Origin of the sequence: Paenibacillus dendritiformis (assembly GCF_015845845.1) — a bacterium.
Classification (GTDB): Bacteria; Bacillota; Bacilli; order Paenibacillales; family Paenibacillaceae; genus Paenibacillus_B; species Paenibacillus_B dendritiformis_C.
In genome coordinates, this window is record NZ_LDIG01000162.1 from 1 (window position 1) to 2,484 (window position 2,484).

At 46.7% G+C, this 2,484-nt stretch carries 2 protein-coding genes and 1 pseudogene; all 3 read right to left on the reverse strand.

What is annotated here, in order from left to right:
* A pseudogene (locus ABD76_RS16610) lies at positions 1–211 on the reverse strand (IS1380 family transposase); the annotation flags it as partial.
* Between the two features lie 111 nt (positions 212–322).
* Entirely contained in the window at positions 323–862 is a 540-nt protein-coding gene (locus ABD76_RS16615; protein ID WP_197258348.1) for a hypothetical protein, read from the reverse strand.
* Between the two features lie 215 nt (positions 863–1,077).
* Entirely contained in the window at positions 1,078–2,376 is a 1,299-nt protein-coding gene (locus tag ABD76_RS16620) for an IS1380 family transposase (protein WP_197253375.1), read from the reverse strand.
* Positions 2,377–2,484: the final 108 nt, after the last annotated feature.

A 2,484-nucleotide genomic window follows, 5' to 3' on the forward strand; every position in this document is an offset into this window, starting at 1 on the left:
CAAAGTCACTTTTCCCTTGACAAAGTAGCCCCAGGTACGCGTAGACCACATCCGGGTGAGTGACCGTGGGTTGATGTACACCGGGAAGCGAGGAACGAGTCAAGCGCTTGGCAATCTGGGTATGGGAAAGGAGCAAGCCAATGAGGGCAAGACCGGAATGAGCGGTCAGCATCTCCACGGACTGATCCAGTTGAAAACGTACGGGTTTCATCAATGGCACCTCCGGGGTGAGTTAAAGAAAATACGGGAATTCTTCCCTTTTCTTTATTTTACTTTACCGGAGACTCATTTTCTAACTTTTCTATGATTTCATTTCACGGATTCAGGTAGATTTAATTGAATCCCAAACAGTACCAGTTTTACCCGTCCCCCCAACTTTGCTTTGCACTTTTTGAACCTGTCCAATTGTACTTTTACCATTATTTATTTTAGGTGTTCCTATCGATGTTACTTCAGCTATCCTTTCAGCACTTGCTGCACCGCGCATAGCAGCCTGGAAATCAGACGAGAGTTCAGTTAGAACCAGTTGTTGCTGCATTTGCATAGTAATTAATTGAGCTTCTAGCACTTTTTGGCCCTGGGTTTTTACTCCGGGCTTTTCACCAGTGAAAAATTCTATAAGTGGATCTACCAAATACTCGTCTATAAAATCTTTTTTTGCTGGTTGGCTTTGCCAAGTACTATTACCCAAGGGTCCATTACCCATTACTGAACTTCCTGCAAGGTTTTCTCTCCCCTGTTCTGCTATCATCCTTAATTTCATCGACAATTTGAGCTTCTCTACTACATCTTCTGCAAGTAATTGATTTGGGAGTCCACGTGCTGACGTGAACACTTTGCTCAATTGCATCGCTTTTGTCATTGTTATTAATTCTGATGCATCTTTTGGATTATTAATTGATCCCAGATTTCGAAAGCCCGTAATGGAGGCGAGTTAGTAACCTACTAGGGCGGGTAGCAACTGTAATAAACAAGAAAATATCCAGTCCCATGAGCGCTAATTCGAAAAGAAGGGCATATTTTCCCCCTCCCCATCCCACAGAGGCATTGCATTTCCATGTTTATTTTTGGAAGCGGTCATTCCAGCGCAGCAACTTTTGTCGCGATCCGTAGCCAAGTGTAGCGGTTCGGGAAATCTCTCGCCAACTTGAGAATCACCTGCCGACTATGCTGGATGATGGTCGCGGCACAGAGGAAAAACTCCTGACGAAACCGGGCAATCGTATACCCGTGATGAACCGGTTCACAGCAGTCGCGTTTAAACCGTTCGTAGAGGTTGTATGCTAACAGCTTGATTAGCAAGTCGATTTCATTCGCGGTGAAGCGGCTTGTCGAAATGCGGTTGATGGAAAAGCCACGCTTGGCTTCCTTGATGTGGTTTTCCATGCAGCAACGCTGGTTGTAGAAATGCCACAGGTCAATCGGCTCCCACTCAAGGCTTGTGACGATCGCTTCATACTGCCAATCTGTATCAAGAAGAAGCCGAGATTGATCCCCATCGTACACCTGTGCTTTGCGGATGACGGCAACACGGCGTGCTTTCTTCCAGGAGGTGGCTTTGTAGACCAGTACAATGCCCTCGATGATCCACTCCTCATCGACAAATCGCTTCCAAACGGAGCAGCGTTGCACTTCCGCTTGAAGTCGCTGGGTCCATTTCAATTTTCCTACATACCCGATTCCTTTGGATTCCCATAAGCCGTAAAAGTCCTCACCGCCAAATCCTTTGTCAAATCGGGCATACTTCACCGGACGATCACCAAGCAATTCGAACGTCTGGCGGAGGAAGTCAGCGGCATTCGTGGATGAATGCGTATTTCCAGCACGAAGAACAGCGTTTAAACACAAACGAGATTGGCCTTCATAAGCCAACAGCGGATGGTAGCTTTTACGTCCCGGTTTGTGGGGATTCGTGCCAACGGCCGCGCCTTTTTGGTGACCAAAAACGGTTTCCACGGTGGAATCCAGATCCATGATGAGTTCATCGGGCAAACCAGGCGCGATGACCTGCTGATTCAACTTTCTCAAGTCGAGTGTGAAAGTTGGTTGCTTACCAAACCGATTCAATTCTTTATACAGCAAGGTGTGGTGTGGACAGCGTCCACCGAGGAAACGTTGCACAAGTGCATCCTGTTGCAACGCTCGAAAATGAAAAAGGCGTTCACAACCGAGTGTCCAGCCGATTATGAGGTAGAGCAGGATGCGAAAAACAGGGAACAGGGAGTGCCTGTGTTTGATGTTGCTCAAGTTCTGCAATGCTTTGTCCAGTTCGATTTTTTCGAGATACTCCAGGAATACTTTGCTTCCACCAACGCTGGAAGCGTGACGCAAGGAAAATTCAGTCTTGATTTTGCTGACGGGTGTGGTAGACTTCACCTAAAAGGTGCTCCTCTCTTTGGGTGATGTTGTTTTCGCAAACACTATTCTACCAAAGATTTGGGCCCTTTTTTCATTTTTCAGGCACAGTTACTTTCGAAATTCAGG